17 protein-coding genes and 1 pseudogene are annotated in these 17,481 nt (G+C 68.7%); 7 read left to right on the plus strand and 11 right to left on the minus strand.

Annotation, left to right across the window (positions count from 1 at the left end; genetic code table 11):
• Nucleotides 1-125: 125 nt before the first annotated feature.
• Nucleotides 126-278, plus strand: a complete 153-nt coding sequence (locus tag ACT3UF_RS09800) for a hypothetical protein (RefSeq protein ID WP_441460262.1) — start codon at nucleotides 126-128, stop codon at nucleotides 276-278.
• Nucleotides 279-368: 90 nt separating this feature from the next.
• On the opposite strand, the gene ACT3UF_RS09805 is transcribed toward ACT3UF_RS09800, so the two are convergent.
• A complete protein-coding gene (locus tag ACT3UF_RS09805; RefSeq protein ID WP_444502615.1) occupies nucleotides 369-803 on the minus strand; it encodes a hypothetical protein in 435 nt (144 codons plus the stop codon).
• A gap of 98 nt (nucleotides 804-901) precedes the next feature.
• Between ACT3UF_RS09805 and ACT3UF_RS09810 the strand changes: the two genes are divergently transcribed.
• The gene (locus ACT3UF_RS09810; RefSeq protein WP_441460264.1) at nucleotides 902-2,587 is read left to right on the plus strand and encodes an ABC-ATPase domain-containing protein; all 1,686 of its coding nucleotides are present in this window, start codon (nucleotides 902-904) and stop codon (nucleotides 2,585-2,587) included.
• A gap of 32 nt (nucleotides 2,588-2,619) precedes the next feature.
• On the opposite strand, the gene ACT3UF_RS09815 is transcribed toward ACT3UF_RS09810, so the two are convergent.
• The 8 genes from ACT3UF_RS09815 to ACT3UF_RS09850 all read right to left on the minus strand — a co-directional run bounded on the left by ACT3UF_RS09815 (nucleotide 2,620) and on the right by ACT3UF_RS09850 (nucleotide 10,724).
• Complete coding sequence (locus ACT3UF_RS09815) at nucleotides 2,620-4,353, minus strand: helicase (RefSeq protein ID WP_444502614.1); 1,734 nt, start codon at nucleotides 4,351-4,353, stop codon at nucleotides 2,620-2,622.
• A 267-nt stretch (nucleotides 4,354-4,620) separates the two neighbouring features.
• A complete protein-coding gene (locus ACT3UF_RS09820; RefSeq protein ID WP_114359129.1) occupies nucleotides 4,621-4,854 on the minus strand; it encodes a hypothetical protein in 234 nt (77 codons plus the stop codon).
• A gap of 487 nt (nucleotides 4,855-5,341) precedes the next feature.
• Complete coding sequence (locus ACT3UF_RS09825) at nucleotides 5,342-5,860, minus strand: phospholipase A2 (protein WP_443352271.1); 519 nt, start codon at nucleotides 5,858-5,860, stop codon at nucleotides 5,342-5,344.
• Nucleotides 5,861-6,225: 365 nt separating this feature from the next.
• A complete protein-coding gene (locus ACT3UF_RS09830; RefSeq protein WP_444599912.1) occupies nucleotides 6,226-7,617 on the minus strand; it encodes an IS1380 family transposase in 1,392 nt (463 codons plus the stop codon).
• Nucleotides 7,618-7,942: 325 nt separating this feature from the next.
• Nucleotides 7,943-8,440, minus strand: a complete 498-nt coding sequence (locus ACT3UF_RS09835; protein ID WP_429179881.1) for a hypothetical protein — start codon at nucleotides 8,438-8,440, stop codon at nucleotides 7,943-7,945.
• A gap of 31 nt (nucleotides 8,441-8,471) precedes the next feature.
• Nucleotides 8,472-8,600 (minus strand): hypothetical protein, encoded by a 129-nt coding sequence (locus ACT3UF_RS09840; RefSeq protein ID WP_443335418.1) that lies wholly within the window; start codon nucleotides 8,598-8,600, stop codon nucleotides 8,472-8,474.
• A 195-nt stretch (nucleotides 8,601-8,795) separates the two neighbouring features.
• Nucleotides 8,796-10,097: an IS256 family transposase gene (locus ACT3UF_RS09845; protein ID WP_444607969.1), complete on the minus strand. Its 1,302-nt coding sequence runs from the start codon at nucleotides 10,095-10,097 to the stop codon at nucleotides 8,796-8,798.
• A 111-nt stretch (nucleotides 10,098-10,208) separates the two neighbouring features.
• Nucleotides 10,209-10,724: a maleylpyruvate isomerase family mycothiol-dependent enzyme gene (locus ACT3UF_RS09850; RefSeq protein WP_444502691.1), complete on the minus strand. Its 516-nt coding sequence runs from the start codon at nucleotides 10,722-10,724 to the stop codon at nucleotides 10,209-10,211.
• 87 nt (nucleotides 10,725-10,811) lie between these two features.
• Here ACT3UF_RS09850 and ACT3UF_RS09855 point away from each other — a divergent pair, with 87 nt between their 5' ends.
• From ACT3UF_RS09855 to ACT3UF_RS09870, 4 genes and pseudogenes are all read left to right on the plus strand, one after another.
• Nucleotides 10,812-11,507 carry a winged helix-turn-helix transcriptional regulator gene (locus ACT3UF_RS09855; protein ID WP_441459004.1) on the plus strand — a complete coding sequence of 232 codons (696 nt, stop codon included), beginning with the start codon at nucleotides 10,812-10,814 and terminating at the stop codon, nucleotides 11,505-11,507.
• A 132-nt stretch (nucleotides 11,508-11,639) separates the two neighbouring features.
• A complete protein-coding gene (locus ACT3UF_RS09860; protein WP_441459005.1) occupies nucleotides 11,640-12,419 on the plus strand; it encodes a CHRD domain-containing protein in 780 nt (259 codons plus the stop codon).
• Nucleotide 12,420: 1 nt separating this feature from the next.
• Nucleotides 12,421-13,161: a class F sortase gene (locus ACT3UF_RS09865; protein ID WP_441459006.1), complete on the plus strand. Its 741-nt coding sequence runs from the start codon at nucleotides 12,421-12,423 to the stop codon at nucleotides 13,159-13,161.
• Between the two features lie 84 nt (nucleotides 13,162-13,245).
• Nucleotides 13,246-14,657: pseudogene (locus ACT3UF_RS09870) on the plus strand (PepSY-associated TM helix domain-containing protein).
• Here ACT3UF_RS09870 and ACT3UF_RS09875 read toward each other — a convergent pair.
• Nucleotides 14,635-15,063, minus strand: a complete 429-nt coding sequence (locus ACT3UF_RS09875; protein ID WP_441459007.1) for an Lrp/AsnC family transcriptional regulator — start codon at nucleotides 15,061-15,063, stop codon at nucleotides 14,635-14,637. The pseudogene ACT3UF_RS09870 and the gene ACT3UF_RS09875 sit on opposite strands and share 23 nt — an antisense overlap.
• 161 nt (nucleotides 15,064-15,224) lie before the next feature.
• On the opposite strand from ACT3UF_RS09875, the gene ACT3UF_RS09880 reads away from it, so the two are divergent.
• Nucleotides 15,225-15,842, plus strand: a complete 618-nt coding sequence (locus tag ACT3UF_RS09880; RefSeq protein WP_441459009.1) for a LysE family translocator — start codon at nucleotides 15,225-15,227, stop codon at nucleotides 15,840-15,842.
• Nucleotides 15,843-15,856: 14 nt separating this feature from the next.
• On the opposite strand, the gene ACT3UF_RS09885 is transcribed toward ACT3UF_RS09880, so the two are convergent.
• Nucleotides 15,857-17,350: a helix-turn-helix domain-containing protein gene (locus tag ACT3UF_RS09885; RefSeq protein ID WP_444502692.1), complete on the minus strand. Its 1,494-nt coding sequence runs from the start codon at nucleotides 17,348-17,350 to the stop codon at nucleotides 15,857-15,859.
• Nucleotides 17,351-17,481: the final 131 nt, after the last annotated feature.

Genomic DNA, 17,481 nt, shown 5'->3' on the forward strand with positions numbered 1-17,481 from the left:
TGCTCAGGCAGGTCAGGTGTCCTGAACACATCCGTCTCCCGCGGCTTTCTCGGGTCCCTGCGTAGAATGCGACCTACGGAAACTGGAGAAGGTGGCGCTGCCGCGCTGCGAGGAATGGAGCCTCCATGAGTCGACGCCGACGCAGCCGGCACGCCCGGCCGGATCAGTCCGCCACAGGCAACGTGCTGACCATGGCGCTGGAACTCGGCGACCTGATCTGGCTGGTGCTGACGTTCGCGGTGCGTCTTCCCGTGGTGCTGCTGCGGTTGCTGGTCTGAGGGCCTGACCGCCAGGGGGCGCAGCTTCTATCGCATCCGTCGGCTCATCCTCGCCGGCGTCGATACTCCCGCGGCGTCATCCCGCCGGCCTCAGGAGGTCGTGAAGGTGTAGTCCGCCGCGAAGTCCGTGATGGTCGAGTCGGTCTCCGTCCGGAGGATGAAGAAGGGATCGTTCTCGCCGTCGTTCGAGTACGGCGCCTTCAGTGGCAGGGTGAGGTCCTCGATCACGACGGGCGCATCGGGGCTGAGCTCGAACGTCTCGCTGGTGTCCTCGCCGACGAGGGTGAGGGTGCCGCTGCCCGATTCGATGGTGAAGGTGCCGCTGATCTCCACGGTGGAGTGCCAGTGGTTGGCCTCGCGCTCGGTGCTCCACTTCCCGTCGGACTCCCCGAATGAGGCGGTGCACTCCTGTGTGTGGTCCGAGCCGCTGCACGACTCCTTGACGAACTTGGTGCAGCCGCCCAGCAGAAACGTGGACGTGAGGAGGAGGCAGGCGATGCCGGCGCGAGCTCGATTCCGTTCCATTCTCGCGATGGTACGTGACCGGTCCCGTGTGACACGCTGGCCAGATGCCCTGCTCGAGGCAGGCCTCCGAACACCCGAGCGGAAGGATCACGGCGCAGATGCAGGCGAACACCCTGACCAGGATCCTGGAGTCGATCGACGGCCGCGGCTACGGGTCCTACAAACAGCTCAAGGGCAGCTACGACCTCGGCGCGTGCCGCCTCATCATCGACCACGTGCAGGTGGATCCCTTCGCCCCGCCCTCCCTGATGCGCCTGGTCATCGATCGCGACACCGCCGACCTCCCGGACGATCTCCTGACCGACCGCCCGGGATGCGTCGCGACGACTGACTACCTGGCCCGCGCCGTCGCGACCGCTGTGGGCACGGTCGGCGAAGGCGTCAGCATCGGGACCCCGCAGCAGGAGATCCTCGAACGCACCAGCGTGGCGATCACGGCCGAGGGGGTCGAAGCGCGCCTCGCCGTCCAGCTCCCCGCCGCCGGTCGGCGGATCCGGGGTCGCCAGGCGACTCGGCTGCTCACCGAGGACCTGCCGAGGATCGCCGAGGTGGCTCTGCGCCATGCGAGCCTCGACGCCGAGGCCCTGCGAGCGCACGTCACCCTCCACCGGGACCAGGAGGCATTGCGGGAGCAGCTGAGCGGCCGCGGTCTGGTGGCCTTCGTGGGCGAGGGTGCGATCCTCCCGCGGCGATCCGGGGACTCCGACCGGCCCCTCGAGCAGGGCGCCGTCCCGTTCCGCAGCCCCGAGTCGTTGCACGCCTCCTTCGACCTGCCCAGCGGTCGCCGGGTGAGCGGGATGGGCGTTTCCGAGGGGATCACCGTCATCGTCGGCGGCGGCTACCACGGCAAGTCGACGGTGCTGCGGGCGCTCGAGCGGGGCGTCTACGCGCATCGGGAGGGTGATGGCCGCGAGTGGGTGATCACCCGCGACGATGTCGCCTCCGTCCGTGCCGAGGACGGTCGCGCCGTGGCCGGGGTCGATATCTCGCCGTTCATCTCGGGCCTGCCCTCGGGCACGGACACCACGCGCTTCGCGACCACCAACGCCTCGGGGTCGACCTCTCAGGCTGCCTCCCTCGTCGAAGCGGTGGATGCCGGCGCCTCTGCACTGCTGATCGACGAGGACACCTCGGCCACCAACTTCATGATCCGCGATGACCGCATGCGAGCCCTGATCCCGGCCCAGCACGAACCCATCACTCCGTTCGTGGAGCGGATCCGCCCGCTGCACACCGAGCGCGGGGTCTCCACCGTGCTGGTCGCGGGCGGGTCCGGGGCGTTCTTCGACGTCGCAGATCATGTGATCGCGCTGCAGGAGTATGTGCCGCGCGACGTCACCGCACGTGCCCGCGAGCTCGCCGACCCCACCGGGCAGCCCGAGACCGCCGTCTTCGGACCGACGCGAGCCCGGATCCCAGCCGCGGGTTCTCTGCGGCCGACGGGCAAGACCAAGCCCGCCTCAGCCCGCGGACACGACACCATCCGCTTCGGGCGCGAGCACATCGACCTGGCGGCCGTCTCGCAGCTGGTCGATGCCGCGCAGACCACCGCGATCGCCCACGCCCTGGACCGCCTGGCCGAGCTGCTGGAGCGCCCCGGGCCGGACGGCTCCCGCCCCACGCTCGATGCGGCGATCACCGCGCTGTGCGACCGCCTCGACGCCGAAGGCCTGGAGAGCCTGTCGCCGCACCGAGGGCACCCGGGCCACCTCGCCCGGCCGCGACCCCTCGAGGTCCACGCCGCGGTGAACCGGTTCAGAGGGTTGAGGCTCGTCGAGGACTGAAGGGCGCGAGCACCGTGGCCGGAGCGTGCCGCTCAGGCGCCGCTCTCGGTCAGGCTCGCCGCCGGCAGCCAGTTCGCCCCGAGCAGCTGGGCCACGTCGGTGAGGCCGGCGGTATCGCCGCCCACGGTGTCGGAGGCGGCAGCGATCCGTTCCACCATCACCTTGCTGACCTGCTCCTCGACGGTGCCCTGGGCATAGGCGATGTGCCAGGGGGAGACCTGGTGGTCGCGGTGGGTGCGGCCCGTGACCTGCCGGCCCGCGATGCCGGAGAAGCGGGCCTGGTGGAACAGGCCCATGCGCGGCTCGGTGCTCGCCTGGCGACCGTTCTCGAGGGTCTCGCCGGCGTGCAGACTGATCGAGGCGACCGTGGTGAACACGCACACCTTCGCCTCCCCGGTCTGGAACCGCAGGCGCTCCGCCTCGACGTCGAAGCGGTCCCGCCCGAAGGTCGTCGCGACCTGCAGGCCCGAGTCCTGCAGCCGCTCGACGATCGGCTCCGCGGCGGTGCCCACGAACTCGACCGAGCACGCCACCTGCCGCTCGGCCTCGACCTGCTGGGCGATCCACGCCACGGTCGAATCCACCCGGATCAGCCCGGCCTTCTGCCGGAACCGCAGCAGCGCCGCGCGCCCCTTGGCGGTGTTCCGACCGCGGCGGGCGATATCCATCTCGCGGCAGAACTCGCCCCATTCGGCGTCATAGGCCGCCCGCTCGGCGGGGGTGAGCGACACCGGCATCCCGGAAATCGGCACCGGACCCCACGGTGCCGCGCGATGCAGCATCGCAGGTGGCTGCGCCTCCTCGAGCCAGCCCCGCACCAGCGCCAGATCCTCCGCCCGACGGGTCGCGTCGGTGGTCCAGGTGGCGCCGTAGCGACCCTTCTCCACCCCGATCCCGTGGCGCTGAAGGGCGGTGGCGAAGTCGGCGCCGGGCTGCTTCACGGAGGTCCACTGCGTCATCGGCTCGTCGTACCGCTGGGCGTAGGCGGGGGCGAGATAGGGCAGCTCGAGCGGGGTGTGCCCGGGCGTGGCGGTGGTTGCGATGACGAACGGCGCCTTCTGGTGCGGTGAGCTGTGCGCGGAGAGCTTCGCCCAGAGCTTCCACCGCTTGGTGCTCGTGCGCCGCAGGGCGTGGGCCTCGTCGGCGATGATCACCTCCCAGTCGTAGTCCTTCACCTTCTCCAGACGGTCCCAGGTGATCACCACCCATTCCAGCCCGTCATCGCCGAGCGCTGTGATGGTGCGGCACCAGTGCCCGATGGTGATCGCGGCGGGCCGGTCGGCGACCACCAGTACTCGCTGCGCACCGCGGAGGTCGCCCACCGCGCTCGCGCCGAGCACGGCGGAGATCGTCTTGCCCACGCCCGGCTCGTCCGCCAGCAGGAACTGCCGCCCGCCGGCCGCAGCGCGCTCGGCGATCGCGTCGGCCGCCTCGTACTGGAGGCGGCGCGGTTCGAGATCCTCGGCCGGCTCGGGGACGGGCGCGGGGTCACTCGGGTTGAGCTGGTTCTCGAGGAAGCGGCCCAAGGTGTGGGGGCCGGGGGCGTAGGGCTGGAGGTGCTCGGGGAGATGGCGGCCCACATGCAGGTGCATCTTCACGGCCGGATGCCAGGAGGCGCCCTCGACCTGCGTGCCGTACGGGACGTCCAGCACCCAGATGCGCTCGCCGGGGCCGACGAAGGGCAGCTCCCGTTGCACGGTCCGCGTCCCCGAGCGGCGCGGGGACCTGCGGCGTCGACGGGCGGTGGAGCGGCGAGGGGAGGTCACCCCGCGAGGCTATCGGGGTCGCGTTCGCGAGCAGGGACAACTCGCCCCATGCCTCCATCCACAGACCTTCTGTACTAGAACTAGTAGCTGTGGGAGGAATTGTCAAGACCTGTGGATTGGGGCTCAGCTACCGGAGCAACAGCAGGCTCTTCATCTGCTCGTGCTTCCTACAGATCGCGGTCACCAGCGTCGCATCCAGATCGACGGTCGATGGGCCGCTCTCGTCGCACGCTTCCCAGCCAGGCACAAAACCGTCGTCCGCGCAGCTTAACGGGCCGCACCGATCGGCCCCTTCGCTGCATCCACATCGCCTGCCAGCACTGTCAGCGGTCGGGAGCGCGTCGTGTCGGAGCCGACCGGGTTATACGCCTCAATCCCGGCCCGCAGAGAGGAGACCTCCGCGAGACGGTTGGCGCCGAGTGCCACTGTCATGGCCGTGAAGAGCCTGCCCGGGTGATGCCGCGCCAGCGCCCTGCGCCACAGCAGCAGGGCGCTCGCCATCTGCAGATTGTCCTCGGTAGTGCTAACCGCTTCTGTCAGCCCTCGCCCGCGTTGCGGGGCCTCCGCGACGTCGATTCGCCCCCATGGTTGCCAGCCGGCATTATAGCCTTCACGCTAGAGGAGCTCTTTGAAGTTGCTGGAGTGCTCATGAACCAATTACTTCTTCTTTCCGAAACACCCGCGCGGTTGCCTCAGAGTAAATCCAGAGATAGGGGCGACTCCGCATGGTGCGCCGACGATCACGAGAAGGCACGAGGTAGCACTTATTTCCGCCTCGCCTTGGAAGCAATTGCGCTACCACCAATGCAAAGCACTCCAACCACAGTTAACGCGAGACCCAGAATGAAGCCTATACCCGCGCCTATGTTGGCTCCGCCACCGTCGGCCGATGTGACCATATTGAAAAGGCATGATACGAGTGCCAGGACGAGCCCGAAAATAAGAATTACCAAACCAGCGTTGGTCGCAGCCTTCATGCCCACCCCATTCAAGCAGGGTCTCCAGTACCCTCGTAGTGACTTCTACCAAATATGCGTACGGCGCGATAATAGGTGTTGGCTGCCCCCAAACATGCCGTCTCTTGCTGATTCCCGTCCGGGTATGCGGCATCACAGGCGGCCCTAAGGCCATAACGAAGTCGCTGGTCACAAAGCTTACGAGAAAGGTCCGAGGTGCTCGAGTAACAAATATCGTGCGAATCACATGTGGGCCGAAAATTCGCTGCCCCCCAACTGTCCGGCGAATAGCTGCACCCATTAGGGGGTGCGTAGGGGGTTATCTTGTGGTCGCTACCTTGAAGCGCAGATGTAGAATACTCCCATGCATCGATAATTGCATTACCAACGTAGCTATCTTTACTGCTGGCAGAGGAGTCGGCCGTAGCGGGGGTGTCCGTAACAGTTAGATCCGAAAAATCGCTTGAGTTCCAGGTTGCTGTCAGTCCGTCGCGCGTATAACTGTGCTCGGTAGTTTCCGCGTCAGCCCGCGATGGCGCTAGCGCCAACATCAATACGATAATCGTTAACCACGCTAGCACACTCAAAGACAATCTTGTTCGGACCGCTGTATCCGTCACCCCTCCTCACGTTAGGCTTCCTCGGGTGGTTGTGACAACATAGATTGCCGCCCCCGCTGGTAAGTCCGTCCTTTTTGCACGCTTCCACAATATGTGATTGTGTGATACATGTCAACAACGTTGGCCCAGCCTCGATCTTTCACGGTGCTGCTGAGCGGCGGTGTCCGGCGGCGTTGCCGGTGTACGTGCGTTGATTCTGGCATGAGGGTGTGACGCTCCGCCGCGTGTCGGTCGCGGTGGTCGGGGTGTCCAGTTCCAGAGATCCTCAAGGAGTGCGGTCAACGACGGGCCGGAAGCTATCCGGCCGGGTCGGGAAGCTGGGCGAGGCGGGCGTGGCCTGCCAGGATGATCCCGGCCCAGAGTGACCGGTCCGAGAGATGCAGGACCCGCTGCCGGGCATGCCGAGCGATAGCCGCGGGGATCTGGAACAAGCGGTGGCGCAAACGCTTGGGCTCCCACCGCCGAGCGGGCTGGTCGGCGTAGCCGAGCAGCCCCATCCAGGCGGTGATCTCGCTGGCCAACGCCACGATCTGGCACCAGATCCGGTTCTGCGCAAAAGAGGTCAGGGGCAGGTTCCGCAGGCCCATGTCCTTCGCGACCCGGATCCGATCCTCGCAACGAGCACGCCGACGATGTCGAACCTCGAGGTCCGCGAGCTGACCCTTCATGGTGTTCGTCGCGAACGCGGTGAGCCGGTATCCCTCGACATCATCGAACCGCAGCTGCGCCCCAGGATGGGGTCGCTCGCGACGGACGATGACGCGCATCCCCTCCGGCCAGTCTTCGTCGAGATCGAGCAGTCCGGTCAGTTCAGCAACGTCCGCACCTTCCCGGACCTCGCCGTCGGAGTTGTAGGCCGGCTCCCACACGTCCTTCGGGATCAAGCGGAACAGCTCCGGCGTGTTCGCGGGCAGGGTGAACCCGACCGAGTACGAGACCCGCCGCTTTACCAGCTCCTGCAACGTCTTCTTCGTGCCGCCGGCACCATCGATCCGGACCAGCACCTTCCGCCCCGGCCGCGAACCCATCCCCACCTGAGCCAGCGCATCGGCGATCACTCTCTTGTGGTCCGCTGCGGTGTTCGAACCGGCGTTACCGGGGCGCAGGAGGCAGGTCAGCATCTCCCCGCTCCCGCCGGTGCCGTGGTCGACGAACGCCAGCAGCGGATGGAATCCGAAGCCCTTCTTGAACGTAGGCCTGGCGAACTCCTTCTCGCTGTGAGACGTCACCAGTGATGCGTCCAGGTCGATGACCAGTGGATTCTTCGCCGTTGCGTTCGCATTGGGGGCGTGGTTCCCGGCCAGGGCCCAGGCGTTCTTGCGGGCTTTCCGGCGGGCCGTGCTGATCGCGTTCTCGACCGTGTCGACGTCGGCCGCGAGGGCGGTGAGCAGGCGGGAGATCGTTGGGTCTGAGGCCACGGGCCCATACACATCTGGTTCCGCCCGCAGCGTCGCGACGTCAGCCAGGCAGTCCCCGCCGACCGCGAGCATGAGCGCAAGATCGGTGAGGATCTTCCCCGGATCATGCCGCGAGAACTGCTTCCTCCACGGCGCCAGCGCTCTGGACAGCTCGTTAGCCAGGCCCGTCGCCCGCAGCGTCTGCGTCAGCAGGATCCCGCCGGCTTGACCAACGGCGGGCACCGGCGCGACGTCAACACGAGGACGTGGATACAACCCGGTAGTATTCACCCTGAAGGTGCTCCTTGGACTGCGATGAACTGGACTCTAGACAAGCCCTATTCTTCCAGCTCAGGAGCACCTTCACCCATTACGACCCGACCCTCGGACACCTCAACGATGAAAGCCCGAGGCCAGATGGCTACCGGATGGTGAACGGCAAACATGGCGATCTCCGGACAGTTCGGGAGACGGGGTGCAGCGGGTGAGGGTCGCCGAGGTCTAGAACTCGCGAAGGGCCTGCTCTCCGTTCTGCGGGCGGAGAAATTGCCAAGACCTGCGCATCGGTGTTCCGCTACTCGACCGAGGAGTTGCTGGCCGGCGCTGTCAGCGCCGGTCACTCGGACCGGAATTGTTCCCCAGTCATCGCGTTCGTCTGCTCGTACTTCTTGCGGATGTCGGCTTGGGTGTCTCCTTCGACCCACGGGCGCTCTAGCACGACAAGGGCGGCCCAGTAGACCACGGTGGTGACAGCCCTCGTGATCAGAGCCCCGGAGGACGCCGGCCCGAAGAGCAGTCCGATGAGGAAGCTGATCGGCAACGGAAGTACGGCGACAATCGCCGTCATCGGGACGCTTCCGGGGTCCGGGTGCCGGTGACGGAGAACGAAGATTCGCTCCACGCCGGTCGTGGCAAGCTCGACGGCGACCATCACGACCACAGCCGTGATGATCGCCGTTCCAGCAGGAAAGCTTGCAGTCCACCCAGTCAGACCCAGCCCCCATAGCAGCAGTGCAATTGCGACAACCTTGACCGCCCCAGTCGCAAGATGCCCCGTGAGGGCGAAGGAGAACGCCGGGGGAATGAAGTCGCTGACATCGCTGTTATCTGCCATCAAAGTGGATTCCTTCGGGTCAACGAACGGGTCAGAGAGAGCAGGCGGAGACGACGCCGCCCACTCCGAGAATGTCTTGGAGCACTGTGACCGCTTCTTCGCCGATCTCTGCGGCGGCGGCCCCGACGAACGTTGCGGTGAAGAACTTTCGCCGATCCATGATTCCTCCGGTTGACGGTTTCTTGCGCGATGCGTGCGAGCCCCATTCCGCGAGCTCGCGCGCACCTACTTGGATAACGAACAACGTGATCTATGCCAAAGCGTGGCGGTTGAGACACTGGCTACCGGACGGTAGGTAAGACAACGGGTGACTTCGCACCTCGAGCCTGCATGTCCAGCCCTATAGCTCGGTGCATCAAGCCGCCTGTTGGCGGTCTCCTGGCCGATGATCGGTCTGGTCGTCGGGGCGTTCGACGAGGCGGCCTTTCTCGAAGGTAGCGCCGGCTCGGACGAGGGCGACCAGGTGGGGAGCGTTCACGGCCCGCCAGCGGGTCTGAGCGGACTCGATCAGCTTGAATGCCATCGCGACGCCGGCGGCGCGGGAGCCGGGACCCTTGGTCACGCGCTGGCGCAACCGCACGGTGGCGAACGTGGACTCGATCGGGTTGGTGGTGCGCAGGTGCATCCAGTGCTCGGCGGGGTAGTCGTAGAACTCCAGCAGCACGGCGAGGTCGTCGGTGATCTTCGCGACGGCCTTGGGCCACTTGGCCCCGTACTCGTCGGCGAAGTTCTTCGCGGCCGTCTCGGCATGGGCACGGTCCTCGGCCTGCCAGATCTCGGCCAGGGCCTTCTTCGCCCCGGGCTGGGCGGACTTCGGCAGCGCGGACAGGACGTTTCCGATCTTGTGGAACCAGCACCGCTGCTCGCGAGTGGTGGGGAAGACGTCGCGGACCGCAGACCAGAACCCCAGCGCGCCGTCGCCGATCGCGAGCACCGGGGCGGCCATCCCGCGGCGCTTGCAGTCACGCAGCAGATCGGCCCACGACTCCGCGGACTCGCGGAACCCGTCGGCCAGGGCGATCAGCTCCTTGCGGCCATCGGCACGCACCCCGATCATCACCAGCAGGCAGACCCTGTCCTGAGACAGCCGCACGGTGAGGTGGATCCCATCGACCCAGACATAGACGTAGTCCGTGCCGGCCAAGGACCGGGTGTTGAACGCCGTCGCCTCGTCCTGCCACTGGCCGGTCAGCCGGGTGATCGTCGCGGGCGACAGGCCTGCGCTGGTGCCCAGGAACTGCTCCAGCGCGGGGGCGAAATCGTTGCTGGACAGCCCGTGCAGGTACAACAGCGGCAGCACCTCCGCCACCTGCGGCGACTTGCGGGCCCAGGCGGGCAGGATCGCCGAGGCGAACCGACGTCGCTCCCCGGCCTCGTCGGTGCGCTTGTCGTTGACCCGCGGAGCACGGACCGGCACCGCGCCCGCCGCGGTGGTCACCTCGCGCGGTTCGTGGTGACCGTTGCGGACCACCAGCCGGTGGCCGTCGGCGTCGACCTCGTCGGCCGCGGCATCGACGTAGGCGGCGACCTCGGCCTGCAGCGCCGCCGCGAGCATCTGCCGCGCCCCGTCACGGGCAAGCGCGTCGAGCACCGACTCGCCGGACGGATTCGCCCCGTTCTGATTGGCCTCGTCGGAGTCGGGGACTATCTTGAGCATCGGGCGTACCTTCCCGAACCAGCGCGCCAACGCCGGTCCTTGATCAGAGAGTTCGTTCCTTGCGGATCATCCTCGGGAAGGTGCGCCCCTTGCACGCCCCCTCGCCGGGAGTCATCCACAGGTTCTGATCATTCCTCGGCGCAGACCCTCGGCGCGCTCCCTGCCGCCCTCGAAGGAGACCTTGGTGCGCAGCTGATGGGCCAGCGCCGCATGGATCCCCTCGCGCGGATAGCGCCCCGGGAGGCTCAGCGGCCGTCGGATGTCCTCGCCGTGGACGTACACCTCCACCAGGCGGGTCGCCGGATGGGCAGGGGGAGTCCTGGTGGCGCGCTCGGCCCGGCCGTACTCGGCGAGGGTCTGCTGCGGGTCGGCGCGCTGCCAGCGCTCGATGCCGTCCCGGTTGGCGCGGTGGAAGTCGCCCCGGGCCCGCACCATGCCGGCGACGAACTGGAGCCGCGTGGTCATGGCGCTCTCCAGCAGGTGCGCGAGGACGTCGTGCACGGACCAGTCCTCGCACAGCGAGGCGGTGTCCCAGGCGGAGCGGGGGAGGTTCGCGAGATCCTCGACGAGGCGCCGGCGTTCCGTGTGCACCAGCGGCCAGACGTCAGCGGGTCCTGACTCCATCATGGCACCTGACTTTCATAAGAGAAGTACCACGTACACTAGAAGAAGATGAACTATGGAGCAAGTACTGACGGCGGTAGGATCCGTGCTGTGACTGCGCGACGCTCCTACAGCTCCTACAACGACGGCTGCGCCTCGGCCCATGCCCTTGACCTGATCGGGGAGCGGTGGACCCTCATCGTGGTCCGTGAGCTGCTGCTGGGGCCCAAGCGCTTCGCCGAGCTGCAGCGCGATGTCGCCGGCATCGGCCCTGCCGTGCTCTCCACCCGGCTGCGGGAGCTCGAGGCGCGGGGCATCGCGACCCGGCGCACTCTGCCCGCGCCGGCCCGGGTGGACGTCTACGAGCTCACCGAGTGGGGTCGGCGGCTCGAGGCGGTCAACGCCGCGCTCTCGGCCTGGGCCGTCGGCTCCCCGGATCTGCCCTGGGAGGCTGACATGAGCCCGGACACGCTGGTCCTGGCCATGCGGGCGCATGCCCGCCCGGAGGGGCGAGCGGACCACGACGCCGAGAAGGAGGGAGTGCGCGTGAGCCTCCACCTCCGCGACTCCCGACGGGAGGGCGCGGAGGCGGTGACCTACTCGGCCCTCGTGAGCGCTGAGCGGTCGGTGGTCGAGAAGGTGCCCGAGCCGCCCGCCCCGGCCGCGGAGGTGCACGCCACGACGGCCGAATGGAAGGCCTGGATACTCGGGGGCCGGCCGGTGACGGAGCTGGCCGGGCTCCGGATCACGGGAAGCGAGCAGGCAGTGGCCCGGCTGATCGCGGCGACCCGGTTCGAGAGGCCGTGACCCGGCGGGGCGCGATTCCCCGCACCGGGTCGAGAATTGCCTCCCATCCGATCCCGGCCGCGCTCCGAACCCCTTCTGGATCGCCGCCCACGACGGCCGAAGGGTCGTCCGGCGTCCGACGAAGGAGTCACGATGCGTACAACGACGAAGCGACTGCTCCCCCTCTTCGCGGCCACGATGGCCCTCGGCACGCTCGGCGCCTCCGGTGCCGCGCTCGCCGACGACCATGACGGCGGACAGGGAGCCACCACTCTCGAGGCCCATCTCAGCGAGCTGAACGACTCCGGGGCCTCCGGCACGGCGTGGATCACGCTCGAGGGCAACGAGGTCACCGTGAAGCTCGACAGCGCCGGCATGCTCGCCGAGGCACCCCACGCCCAGCACATCCACATCGGCGGGGCGAACGAGTGCCCGGACCCGGGCATGGAGGGCACCGGCGCCGACGGAGCGATCCGCACCACCGATGCGGCCGATTCCTACGGCGGCGTGCAGGTCTCGCTGACGAACGACGGCGACACCAGCCCCGACAGCGCTCTGGCCGTGGATCGCTTCCCGGTCGGGGACGCGAGCTATGAGCGCACCTTCGAGGTCAGCGACGACGTCGCCGCGAGCCTCGAGAAGGGCGACGGCTCCGTGGTGCTGCACGGCGTGGACCACAACGGCAACGGCACCTACGACGGTGACCAGATGTCGGACCTGGATCCGAGCCTGCCCTCTGAGGCCACCGATCCCGCCGCCTGCGGCACGCTCGACCTGGCCCAGATGGAGCAGTGGCCCGAGGGCGGTGCCGAGACCGGTGACGGCACCACCGCAGGCATCGAGCAGTCCGGCGCCATGCTCGCCGGCGGCGGTCTGCTGACCGCTGCGGCCGCCGGTGCCTTCGCACTGCGTCGTCGCCGGACCCAGAAGTGAGATGACCTCTCACGGAGCAATCCGTCGGAACGGCGGCCGTCGCACGGCGGCCGTCGTTCTGGCGGTCCTCGCCCTGCTGGGCGCCGCACTGCTGGTGTTCGCGCTGACCAGCCAGGTCGGCGCCCCGCCGCAGCCCGCGCGGAGCACGAGCGCCCCGATGTCGGACGGCGGCACAGAGCCGTCGGACGACGGGGGCGGCGAGCCGTCGGTCGTGCCGTCCACCGAGGCGGCCGAACCCTCGCAGCAGCCGGCCACGGCCGCGCCCGAGGAGACGGCAGCGGAACCGCTCTCGGCCTCTGAGCCGACGGGGCTGCACATCGACGCGATCGGTGTCGACGAGCAGGTCTTCCCGATCGGGCTCGGCGACGACGGGGAGCTGCTCGCCCCCCGCGGCGAGCAGGCAGATCTCGCCGCCTGGTTCGACGGCTCGCCCACCCCGGGCGAGACCGGGCCCGCCGTCATCGAGGGCCACGTGACCTGGCGCGGCGACCCCTCGGTCTTCTTCGAGCTCGGGGCCCTGGACAGCGGTGACCGCATCGAGGTGGACCGGGAGGACGGGACCGTCGCGACCTTCGAGGTCTACGACCTGGCCCGGTACCCCAAGGACGAGTTCCCCACGGTCGCCGTCTACGGGAAGACCGACGGGCCGGAGCTGCGGCTGATCACCTGCAGCGGCGACCTCGATGCGGATGAGCACCACCTGGACAACACCGTGATCTTCGCACGGCTCATCGAGAACTGAGAGCAGATCGTGACCGCCTCCCGATCATCGCAGGGCTGGCTCGGCCCGCTCCTGTTGCGCCTGCATTTCTACGCGGCGATCCTGGTGGGCCCGTTCCTGCTGATCTCCGCGGCCAGCGGCGCGCTCTACGCCGTGAGCCCCCAGCTCGAGAAGGTCGTCTACGCCGAGGCCCTGACCGCCCCGTCCGACGAGGCGCCGCTTCCGCTGGCAACGCAGGTGGAGGCAGCGCAGACATACCTCGACGTGGACGCGCAGCCGACCGCGGTGCGGCCGGCCCCCCAGCCCGGGGGCACCACGCGCGTGATGTACAGCGACGACACGCTCGCCGAGGGCGAGACCCGCGCCGTCTTCCTCGATCCGGCGACCGGCGAGGTGCGCGGTGACCTCACCGTGTACGGCACCAGCGGTGCTCTCCCGCTGCGCGGCTGGATCGACCACCTCCACCGGAATCTGCATCTGGGGGACACCGGTCGCCTCTACAGCGAGCTCTCCGCCTCCTGGCTCGGCGTGATCGCCGTGGCCGGGCTGGGTCTGTGGATCCGGCGCGCTCGGCGCTCCCGTCGACGGCGGGACCTGGTGCGGCCGAAGCTGCGGGCCCGCGGGTATCGCCGGACCCTCTCCCTGCACTCCTCCGCCGGCATCTGGGTGCTGCTGGGCGCTCTGTTCCTCGCCGCCACCGGAATCACCTGGTCCCAGTACGGCGGGGGGAACATCGGCACGGTCCGGGAGGCGTTCGGGTTCACCACCCAGGCCGTCAGCCCCAGTCTGCCCGCTGCGACGGGTGAGACCGGGTCTGCGGCGGCGAGCGACGGTCACGGCGAGCACGCGGAGCACTCGGAGAAGTCAACGGGGGACGGGCACGCTTCCCACGGGCATCCGGCGCGGCCCCGGCCGGCGGCGACGCGGCGGACCGCACCGATCCGGCGGCGATCGACGATGTGCTCGCCGCAGGTCAGGCGGTCAGCATCGACACCGGCCTGGTCGAGATCCTCCCGCCGGCCGACGCGGACTCCGCCTGGGTGGTGCAGGAGATCCAGCGCAGCTATCCGACGCAGGTCGACGTCGTCGCCGTCGACGGCGCCACTCTCGAGATCGTGGACCGGAGCGACTTCGCCGAGCAGGACCTCGCCGCGAAGCTCACCCGCTGGGGCATCGATCTGCACATGGGGACGATGTTCGGCCTGGTCAACCAGATCGTGCTCTTCCTGATCGCCGCGACCCTGGTCGCGATGATCCTGTGGGGTTACGCGATGTGGTGGCAGCGGCGGCCCACCCGCGGTGGCCGCGGGCCGGGCAGGGCCCCGCGCCGCGGGCCGTTGCGCCGTGCCCCCTGGTGGGGCGTGGCCCTGGTGCTGCTCGTCGCGCTCGGTCTCGGAATGATGCTCCCGCTGATGGGAGTGACACTCGCCGCGTTCGTGCTGGTCGACACCGTGGTGGGGTGGGTGCGCAGGCCCTCTGCGGGCGAAGGGGTGACTACCCGGTCCGCAGCGAGCTGAACAGCAGGCTCGTCTGCGTGGAGTTCACGCCCGGGATCGCCCGGATGCGCTCCAGCGCCAGATCGAAGTCGGCAAGATTGCGGCAGCGCAGCTGGATCACCAGGTCCCAGGTCCCCGTGGTCGAGTGGAACTGTTCGATCTCCGGATAGCCGCGGATCTCGTGGACGATGTCGTGGTTGCGGCGGGTATCGGTGGCCACCAGCATGACGCCCTGGACCGAGTCCTGTTCGAGGTCGCTGCTGACCCGGATCGTGAAACCCTCGATCACCCCGGTGTCCACGAGGCGGTCGATCCGGGAGGTGACGGTGGAGCGGTTGATCCCGAGTTCTCGCGCCAGGGCCGCGATCGGGGTGCGGCTGTCCGAGCGCAGGAGGGCGATGAGGCGGTAGTCCAGGTCGTCGAGCACGCAGTCAGCGTAACCCCACCCGGCAGAGTGGTGGAGCATCCCGCATTCTGGCCACAACTCGGGGATTGCGGCGCCACATCGCCACCCTCTACCTTCTCTTGTGGCCCAGGTGAGGGCAAGAATTTCGGGAGATTCTCCCGCGGAGAGTCTGAGGTGGCGAAGTGCTCGATGTGTCCGTCCTGCCGGCATTCCTGCTGGCGGTCCTGGTGATCCTGGCGACCCCGGGACCGGACATGGCCTTCCTGGTCGCGACTGGGATCAACCAGGGTCGCAGGGCGGCGGTCCGCGGAGCGTTCGGCGTCACCTCCGCGATGACCATCTGGGTCCTCGTCGCCGCGACCGGGCTCGGGGTCGCGCTGACCCAGGTGCCTGCCGCCCTCGACGCGATCCGGCTCGCCGGCGCCGGCTACCTGCTCTTCCTCGCCATCACCACCTGGCGCAGCGCGGGGGCGGCGCCCGCGGAGGCGCACACCGTCCCGGACGTGTTCCGCCGCGGCTTCCTGGTGAACCTCACCAACCCCAAGGTGGCACTGTTCTTCGTCGCCTTCCTGCCCCAGTTCCTCGGCTCGGTCCAGGAACGGCCCTTCGCCCAGATCCTCATGCTCGGCCTCCTGCTGCAGCTGATCGGGCTGATCGTCGACATCACCATCGGCAGCACGGCCGGCCTCTTCCGCGACGCCGTGCTCGAGCGGCGTCGCGTGCGCCTGGCGCTGGACGCGATCGCCGGCACGGTCTACGGGGGACTCGCCGCGCTCCTGCTGCTCGGTGTCGCGCGCTAGGCGGCCCGGGACGCTCACATCCCGTCGGCAGCCCCCGTCGGCGCGTGCCGCTCGAGGAACTCGAGCATCGTCACCCGATCCACCCCGGTGAAGGTGCCCGTCGGCATCGCCGCCAGCAGCGAGGCGTGCAGCCGGGCGACCGGCCACACCGACCCCTCCCAGCGATCCACCAGCGCGGGATCCGGCTCCCGGCAGCAGGTGGGGTCGGGGCACGAGGAGGAGTGGCGCACCGTGGTCTCCCGGCCCCGGAACCACTTCGTGTGCTGGTACGCGGTGCCCACGGAGATCGAGAACTCCCCGCCCGGCCCGGATTCGATGTGCGAGGTGCACCAGTAGGTGCCGCCGGGCTTGTCGGTGTACTGGCAGTACTGCCGCATCCGGTCCTCGCTGCGGAACACCCGCCGTGCGCTCCACCAGCGACACACCCGCTGCCCCTCCACCGCACCGAGCGCATCGGTGGGGAAGCGCACCTCGTCGTTCTGGTAGGCCTTGAGGATCGTGCCGGAGGCGTGGACCTTCAGGAAGTGCACGGGGATGCCCAGGTGGTGGGTGGCCAGGTTCGTGAAGCGGTGAGCGGCCATCTCGTAGCTCACCGCGAACTCGTCGCGCAGGTCCTCGACGCTCAGCTCCCGCTGAGACTTCGCGCTCTGCAGGAAGTCCAGTGCCCCGCCCTCGGGCAGCAGCAGCGCGCAGGCCAGGTAGTTCGTGTCCACCCGCTGGCGCAGCAGCTCGCCGTAGTCCGCGGGCTCGCCCTTGCCCAGCACATGGGCGGCGATCGCCTGCAGCACCGTGGAGCGCGGATCCGAGAGGGACCGGCCCAGCGGCAGGTAGATCCGCATGTGCTCCGAATCGGTGATCGACCGGGTCGAATGGGGCAGGTCCGGCACCGAGTGCAGGGTGAAGCCCAGCCGCGCGGCCAGCAGCGACACCTTGGACTGGGACAGCGGCCCACCCCGGTGCCCGATCTGCTCCAGCAGATCCCGGGCCACCTCCTCGAGCGCGGCGTCGTAGTTCCCGGCCCGGGACTGCTCCTCGCGCAGCTGCCCGTTGACCCGCCGCGCCTCCTCCGGGGTGGCCGCGCGCTCCTCGTGGAGTCGGCGCAGCTCCTCGTGCAACGCCAGGATGGTCTCGATCGCCCCATCGGAGAGCGACTTGCGCACCGGCAGCTCGGGCAGCGGAAGACTCTGGTACAGCGTGCCGGCCTGCGCCTTCTCCAAGGCGATCTCGAGCGCGGCCCGACGGTTCGGTGGCGCCGTCTCCAGCAGGTCGTCGACACCCACCTGGAGGGCGCGCGCGATCCGGCGCAGCTCGCCGAGCTTCAGCTCGCGTCTGCCGTTCTCGATCGCCGACAGCTGGGAGGGTGCTCTTTCCACGGCGGCGGCGAGCTCGGCCAGGGAGAGGCCGCGCTCCTGGCGGCGGGCACGGATGCGCCGGCCGATGAGCAGCGGGTCGAAGGAGTCGTCGTCGGGAGCTGTCGCCCCGTGGGGTGCCACGTCGTCGTGAGCCATGCGGACACGGTGCCACAGAAAAGTTCTGCCGAACAGAAATAGCGCAGAAGTTCTTCGGAATCGGGGGTTCCAGGGGGCTTGCGAGGCCCGCAGAGTGTGACTACTCGATGAAGTTCGTCGAGGACATCACC

The organism is Brachybacterium sp. AOP24-D1-21 (assembly GCF_052378665.1).
GTDB lineage: Bacteria > Actinomycetota > Actinomycetes > Actinomycetales > Dermabacteraceae > Brachybacterium.

Coding starts and splice junctions, on each gene's coding strand:
- ACT3UF_RS09800 (WP_441460262.1), top strand. CDS start 126: ATGAGTCGACGCCGACGCAGCCGGCACGCCCGGCCGGATCAGTCCGCC.
- ACT3UF_RS09805 (WP_444502615.1), bottom strand. CDS start 803: ATGGAACGGAATCGAGCTCGCGCCGGCATCGCCTGCCTCCTCCTCACG.
- ACT3UF_RS09810 (WP_441460264.1), top strand. CDS start 902: ATGCAGGCGAACACCCTGACCAGGATCCTGGAGTCGATCGACGGCCGC.
- ACT3UF_RS09820 (WP_114359129.1), bottom strand. CDS start 4,854: ATGGCGAGCGCCCTGCTGCTGTGGCGCAGGGCGCTGGCGCGGCATCAC.
- ACT3UF_RS09825 (WP_443352271.1), bottom strand. CDS start 5,860: ATGTTGGCGCTAGCGCCATCGCGGGCTGACGCGGAAACTACCGAGCAC.
- ACT3UF_RS09835 (WP_429179881.1), bottom strand. CDS start 8,440: ATGGCAGATAACAGCGATGTCAGCGACTTCATTCCCCCGGCGTTCTCC.
- ACT3UF_RS09840 (WP_443335418.1), bottom strand. CDS start 8,600: ATGGATCGGCGAAAGTTCTTCACCGCAACGTTCGTCGGGGCCGCCGCC.
- ACT3UF_RS09845 (WP_444607969.1), bottom strand. CDS start 10,097: ATGCTCAAGATAGTCCCCGACTCCGACGAGGCCAATCAGAACGGGGCG.
- ACT3UF_RS09850 (WP_444502691.1), bottom strand. CDS start 10,724: ATGATGGAGTCAGGACCCGCTGACGTCTGGCCGCTGGTGCACACGGAA.
- ACT3UF_RS09860 (WP_441459005.1), top strand. CDS start 11,640: ATGCGTACAACGACGAAGCGACTGCTCCCCCTCTTCGCGGCCACGATG.
- ACT3UF_RS09865 (WP_441459006.1), top strand. CDS start 12,421: ATGACCTCTCACGGAGCAATCCGTCGGAACGGCGGCCGTCGCACGGCG.
- ACT3UF_RS09885 (WP_444502692.1), bottom strand. CDS start 17,350: ATGGCTCACGACGACGTGGCACCCCACGGGGCGACAGCTCCCGACGAC.